General features: G+C 71.4%; 7 protein-coding genes. 5 read left to right on the plus strand and 2 right to left on the minus strand.

From position 1 onward, the window contains the following. Positions 1-84 precede the first annotated feature (84 nt). On the minus strand, positions 85-1221 hold the full coding sequence (locus tag NG1_RS22710; RefSeq protein ID WP_062973880.1) for an epoxide hydrolase family protein: 1137 nt from the start codon (positions 1219-1221) through the stop codon (positions 85-87). A 97-nt stretch (positions 1222-1318) separates the two neighbouring features. On the opposite strand from NG1_RS22710, the gene NG1_RS22715 reads away from it, so the two are divergent. After that, complete coding sequence (locus tag NG1_RS22715; RefSeq protein WP_062973882.1) at positions 1319-2305, plus strand: helix-turn-helix transcriptional regulator; 987 nt, start codon at positions 1319-1321, stop codon at positions 2303-2305. Positions 2306-2503: 198 nt separating this feature from the next. On the opposite strand, the gene NG1_RS22720 is transcribed toward NG1_RS22715, so the two are convergent. Continuing rightward, positions 2504-3415, minus strand: a complete 912-nt coding sequence (locus tag NG1_RS22720) for an NHL repeat-containing protein (RefSeq protein ID WP_063910404.1) — start codon at positions 3413-3415, stop codon at positions 2504-2506. 108 nt (positions 3416-3523) lie between these two features. On the opposite strand from NG1_RS22720, the gene NG1_RS22725 reads away from it, so the two are divergent. The 4 genes from NG1_RS22725 to NG1_RS34995 form a co-directional block, all read left to right on the plus strand. Further along, positions 3524-4240 (plus strand): alpha/beta hydrolase, encoded by a 717-nt coding sequence (locus tag NG1_RS22725; RefSeq protein WP_062973886.1) that lies wholly within the window; start codon positions 3524-3526, stop codon positions 4238-4240. Between the two features lie 34 nt (positions 4241-4274). Continuing rightward, entirely contained in the window at positions 4275-4709 is a 435-nt protein-coding gene (locus NG1_RS22730) for a hypothetical protein (RefSeq protein ID WP_040869339.1), read from the plus strand. Continuing rightward, positions 4702-6009 carry a WXG100 family type VII secretion target gene (locus NG1_RS22735; protein WP_157114178.1) on the plus strand — a complete coding sequence of 436 codons (1308 nt, stop codon included), beginning with the start codon at positions 4702-4704 and terminating at the stop codon, positions 6007-6009. Before NG1_RS22730 ends, NG1_RS22735 begins: the two co-directional genes overlap by 8 nt. Beyond that, the coding region (locus NG1_RS34995; RefSeq protein ID WP_245659998.1) for an ESX secretion-associated protein EspG at positions 5991-6355 on the plus strand (365 nt) is incomplete at its 3' end. The genes NG1_RS22735 and NG1_RS34995, both read left to right, overlap by 19 nt.

Below are 6355 nucleotides of genomic sequence, written 5' to 3' on the forward strand. Positions count from 1 at the left end.
CCAAGCATCAGTCCGCGGCAGGCGACAGCGGGGCACGAGAGTACGGACCGAGTGAGACCGTGCCGGACCCGTCGGCGGCGACACTCAATCCAGGGCGGCGAAGAACGCGCGGATGTCGGCGACGTGCGCGTCGGGGCGTTCCATCGCGATGAAGTGGTTGCCGGTGTTGCCCTCCGGCCAGTGCACGATGGTGTTGTCGCGTTCGGCGAGCCGCCGCATCAGCGCGGAACCGCCGCCGTAAGTGCCGGTCGGCACCCGCTTCTGGCCTTTCGGCCAGACGAATCCCCCGTCGCCGAGGCCGTTGTACATCGGCCACGACGACGAGGCCGCGGTGTCGCTGAACCAGTACAGGCTGATGCCGGTCAGCAGATGGTCGCGGCTGATCACGTCCTCCACCCGGTCGGCGAGCGGGGCGAACTCGGTGAACTTCTGCATCAGCCAGGCGAGCAGACCCACCGGCGAATCGGTCCACGCGTGGGCGAAGGTCTGCGGGGCGGCGCGCAACAGGACGTGATGGTTCACGCCGCCGGTCATCCACTGCTGCATCCGGTCCCACTCGGCGCGTTCCTCTGGCGTCATGGTGGGCACGTCCGCCTCGGTCGGCATCCCGATCCCACCGTCGAGGTGCACGCCGATCACCCGTTCCGGTGCGGCGATGGCGAGTTCCGGCGTCACGTACGCGCCGAGGTCGCCGCCCTGTGCGCCGAAGCGCCGGTAGCCGAGCCGGTCCATCAGCGTCAGCCACATCCCGGCCACCGTCGCCGGTGTCATGCCGGGTTCGCGCGGCCCTTCGGAGAAGCCGAAACCCGGAACCGAGGGCACCACCACATGGAACGCCTGCGCCGGATCGAGTCCGTGCGCCCGCGGGTCGGCGAGGGGGCCGATGGTCTCGGAGAATTCGACGAACGAGTTGGGCCAGCCGTGCGTGAGGATGAGTGGCGTCGCGTCCGGCTCCGGCGAGCGCACGTGCAGGAAGTGCACGTCGAGCCCGTCGATGCGCGTCTTGAACTGCGGGAACTCGTTCAGCGCCGCTTCTCGTGCGCGCCAGTCGAATCCGGTCCGCCAGTACTCGGCCAGCTCGCGCAGGTAGCCGACCGGCACGCCGCGATCCCAGCCGGAGCCGGGCAGCTGCGCTGTCCAGCGGGTGCGGGCGAGCCGGTCGTGCAGGTCGTCCACGTCGGCCTGCGGGATCTCGATGCGGAACGGGCGGATGTCGGTCATTCGGTCGGCTCCTTGCCGGTCGGTCCTGCGGTACGAGGACGACGTTAAGGACCATTTAGGACTGACCAGGTCCTAGATTTCCGGCATCCTCGACGTCATGAACGGCACACCCGCCCGGCTGCTTCGTCTGCTGTCGCTGCTCCAGACGCCGCGTGAATGGCCGGGCAGCGAATTGGCCGAACGTCTCGGCGTCACCGATCGCACGGTGCGCCGTGACATCGACCGGCTGCGTGAACTCGGCTATCCGGTTACCGCGACGCTCGGCGCGACGGGCGGCTATCGCCTGGTGGCGGGCACGGCGATGCCTCCGCTGCTCGTGGAGGACGACGAGGCCGTCGCCATCGCGGTCGGGCTGCGCGCCGCCGCCGGGGCCGGGGTGGCCGGGATCGAGGAGGCGTCGGTGCGGGCGCTGGCCAAAGTGGAGCAGGTGCTGCCCGCGAAGTTGCGGCGCCGAGTGCGGGTCCTCGCCATCGCCCTGACCCCGCCCACCGGCGGCGGACCCGTCGCCGACCCCGACGTGCTCACCACACTCGCGGCGACCGTGACCAACCGGGAGCGGGTGCGTTTCACCTATCGCGACGAGGCGGGGGCGGAAACGAGGCGCAATGCCGAGCCGGTGGGCCTTGTTCCCGCCCGGCGGCGCTGGTATCTGGTCGGCTACGACCTCGACCGGGCCGGCTGGCGGGTGTACCGCGTCGACCGGATCGACCGTCCGCAGCCCACCGCCGCCCGGTTCACCCCGCGCCCGCTCCCCGCCGCCGATGCCGCCGCCTACGTCGCGGGCCGCCGCACCGACTGGGGTTCACCGACCTTCCGTCTTCGCCTCACCATCCACGCTCCCGCCGACCTGGTCGCGGGACGGTTGGGCGAGAATCCCGGCGAGGTCGTCGCGATCGATGCCGACACCTGCCGGATCGATGCCCCGCGGGACGACGCACCGGAATGGCTGGCCCACCGGCTGCTCGGGCTGGGAGCGGACTTCCAGGTGCACGAACCGCCGGAATTGATCGCACACCTGCGCGCCATCGCCGAACGCGCCGGGCGCGCGATCGGCCCGAATCCGCCACCCCGTGCCGAGGCTTGAACATCGAAGCGACCCGGCGACCGCGCCGCTTCGATCCGGCGGTCCTGGCCTCCGTGGACGCCACCGGGAAGACCACCGACGCGAATCCGGCCCTCTACCGAGTCGGACCCGAATATGCCCGAGTCGAAGAGGATTTCGGTCGGCGCTCGTTCGGATCCGCTGAATGCGCCCGACCGCTCCCGCGGAATCGGCTCGAACTCAGCGGGCGAGCTCGATGCGAAGGAGAGCGCCGGATTCGGTGGTGGCGATCAGTTGTTCCGGGTCGGCCGGAGTGGCGGCGACGGCGGTGAGCGGCTGCGTTTCGAGGACGGCGCAGGCCGCGCCGGTAGCGGGATCGACGCGAATCAATCGGCCGGTGAGGGTGGTGACGTAGAGGATGCCGGTCGGGTCGATCAGCAGGTCGTCGGCGAAATCCGGGAGACCGGGCAGCCGCGAGGACACATCGGTCACGGTGCCGCGGGCCGCGGGGTCGTCGAGCGGGATGCGGACGATCCGGCCGAGCGGCCCGCCGTTGGCGGTGACATACAGCGCGCCGTCGTGCACGGCCGCCCCGTTGGCGGCCAGTCCCGCCAGCGGCGCGCCCCACGCGGTGTCGACGGACGCGTCGGGACGGATCTTGACCACGCCGGACACGGTCGCGACGTAGAGGTTGCCGCTCGGGTCGAAGGCCGCGCCGTTGGGCATCGTGTAGCCGGAGACGAAGATCTCCGGCTTCGGCACGGCCGCCGCCGGATCGAACCGGACCACGCCGCCCGGCCGGACGACGCTGACCGGCGCGTCACCGGAGACGACATACAGCAACCCGTCGGGACCGAGCCGGACAGCGCCGGGGTATTCCACCGGAACGGTCGCGGTCAGCCTGCCCGCGGCGTCGTAGCGCTGGACCTCGTTGCGATAGAGCCGCGATACCCACAGGTTGCCCTGCGCGTCGTAACCCAGATTCTCCGACCAGTCGAGCACCGGAACGGGCGCCGGAACGGCCGTGACCGCCACCGCGGGGTCGCACGCGGCGACCGGCGGCGCGGCGACCGCGACCGGCGCGAGTATCGCGGTGAGTGTCGACGTCGCGGCGGACAGAAGAAGAGCGCCTCGACGGCGGAGGATTCTCAACGCGGGCACCTCGGGCTCGGGTAGGTGGGAGTCGCCGCGGATCCTAACCGCTCTCGACGCCGAATCGTGCGGTCCCATCCGCGACACGATCTTTGGCACTATCGGTGAATGCCATTCTTCGACGGCGCGCGCGGCCGGATGCACTATCGGCGGTGGTCGACCGAGAACTCCTTGTGCACGGTGGTGCTGCTGCCCGGAATCGGCCAGCACAGCGGGCACTACCATCGCTTCGCGCGCGCCTTGCAACCCAGCGGGGCGCAGGTATGGGCGCTGGACACCGCCGGGCACGGGTTGAGCGAGGGCGATCCGGAACGGCCCGGCACGCTGGCCGAACTGGTGGCGGACGCGCTGCGGTTGGTAGAGCTGGCTCGCGCGGATCGGCCGCTGATCTTGATGGGCCATTCCCTTGGCGCGGTGACCGCGCTGGGCATGCTCGGCGCGGCGGTGCCGGATCCGGCCGATGCGACAACGCATTCGACGGTATTGGAACGGGACTACCCGCTGCGGCCCGCGCTGCCCACAGACGCTCTGGCGGGCCTGGTGCTGTCGGGCGTTCCTAAGCGCGCGCTGGGCGGTGGCGCGCCGGGCGCGCCGGGAACGCCACTGCCACGCGAACTTCCGGCGCTCGCCGTGCACGGTGTGGACGATCGGCGCGCGCCGATCGATGCGATCAGGGTCTGGACTAGCCGCCACGAATCGGTAGATTTACGGGAGTACATCGACGCAGGGCACGACCTGTTGCACGAGCCGGTGCACGCGCGGGTCACTGCCGACATCGCGGATTGGATGCAGGGTGTCGTCGTGGGGTTGGCACGACATCCGTGAACCGCTCTTCGGACGAGGAAGGGGGACGGCGCAGATGCCATCACAGGAGAACGGGTTCGGCGGGGAGCCGCCCGCGGAGGTCACCGCACCCGGTGTCGATATCGCCGCACTGAACCGAGCGGTCGACGACGGCTCGCTGTGGATCGACGGACTCTTGGTCGCCGACGGCGCGCACGAACGCTGCGCGCGCCAGTACGAGCTGCTCGCCGACCGCGTCGAAGAGCAGATCCGCATCCTGAGCGCCGCCACCGGACTGCCGGGATTCGGCGGATTCGCCTCCGGCGACGCGCTGCGCGCCGGTTTCGAGCGCAAGGCCGACGGCGCGATCACGCGATTGACCGGATATGCCTCCGCCGCAAGGGATCTCGCCCAGACCTTCCGCGCCGCGGCCGCCACCTACCAGCAGGCCGACGAGGCGCTCGCGCAGGCGGTCGAACGGATCGACGTGACGGGAGCCGCGCATGCGTGAGATGCCGCGCGCAGGCGAGCGGGCCACCCACCGGCGCACCGACCCCGCGTACGCGCCGAACGTCGAGGTGTTCGACAACCTCACACACACCGAAATCCACGCCAAGGTGCAGCTGCTGGACCCGGCCGTGCTCTCGGGCGGTACGCAGGCATGGAGCGACGCGTCGGCGCACCTCGCCGACGCGGTCTTCCAGGCGCACACCGAGATTCGCGCGGCCATCGCCGATGGCTGGCGCGGTTCCGCGGCGAAGAGCGCGGACGCGGTGGTACGCGTGTTCGAACAGAGCGGCCAGGACTTGGCCGACGTGTTCGCGGTGGTCTCGCAGCGTCTCGGGCAAGCGAGCGACGCGGCCGAAGCGCTGCGCGCCGCGGTGACCGAGCCGCCCACCGCGGCACCGGATCTCGCGGGGGCGCTGCTGGATCCGTCCCGGGCGACCAGCAATGTCGAAGGACAGAAGGCGAGTGAGCACGCCCGCCAGGACGTCGTGCGAGCGATGAACGACATCTACGCGGGTGTGTTCGTGCAGACCGGCACCGACGTGCCCGCGTACCCCGACGAAGCGGACCGGCCGACCGCCACGGCGCCCACCCCCGCACCGGCGAGCAAGCTCGTCGGGACCGCGCAGCCCTCCCCCGACGCGCAGCCGATATCGCTGGGAACGCACACACAGGAACCGAACGGCGCAGCGGAGCGGAGCGTAGGCACGGCGCCCGCCGATCAGGCGCCCGCCGCGGAGACTCCGACCACGTCCGCCGCCGCTGCCGCGCCCACCGCCGCCCCGATCACGGCCGAGACACCGGCGACGACCGCGCCCAGGGTCCCATCCGCCGCCACGGCGGCGCTCCCGACGGTGGCGGCGGCCGCATCCCTCCTGCGCACCGCGCCCGCCGCGACCGCGTCGGGACCGACCACCGCATCCGCCTCTGCGACGAGCGAGCCGATGACAACACCCGCCGTACCGGGCGTGGGGAGCCAGGTACAGCCCGAGGAACAACGCAAGCGCGACGAGCGGCGCAAGAACAACGACAGCGGCGACGCGGCGGTCACCGGCCTGAGCGCGGGCGCGATGGGCGGCCTGATGGGCGGTGCGGTGGCCGCGGTCGACACGCCGCGCACGGGTTCGAGCGTGGCCGCGAACGCTGTGTCCGCACGCTCGGCGCCGCTCGATGACGAGGACGACGAGTTCGATCTCGACGATCTCCCCACCTTCCTCGAGCCCTCCGACGACGGCGGCGAACTCATCGGATCCCTCGATCCGACCACGCCGCCCGTGCTCGGTGAATGGTCCGAGTACGAGTGAACTGGACGCTGACCCCGGACCAGTTCGCGCTGGCCTGGTCACGCACCGACGGTGATCGCATCCCGTATCCGCTGGCCGTGCGCCTGTCGGCCCGCGACAGCGGTGAGCGCGCCGCGCAGCTTCCGGCGCTCGATCACTGGTGCGCTCAGGTGCTGGATGCCGACCTGGAAGCGGCGCTGCGCATCCTCGCCCAGCCGGATCTGCGAGTGGAGGTGTTCGGTCAGCGTGACGCGGCGCCCGGCCCGTCCGCACGGGGAAACGGCGCCCCGCCGTCCGTCGTACCGGCGGAAAGCGAACCGGCGCGCCCGATCCGTATCCTCGGCGCCGCCGCCGGGAACATCGCGGT

The sequence above is a fragment of the Nocardia gamkensis NBRC 108242 genome (assembly GCF_001612985.1).
In the GTDB taxonomy this organism is placed as follows: Bacteria; Actinomycetota; Actinomycetes; order Mycobacteriales; family Mycobacteriaceae; genus Nocardia; species Nocardia gamkensis.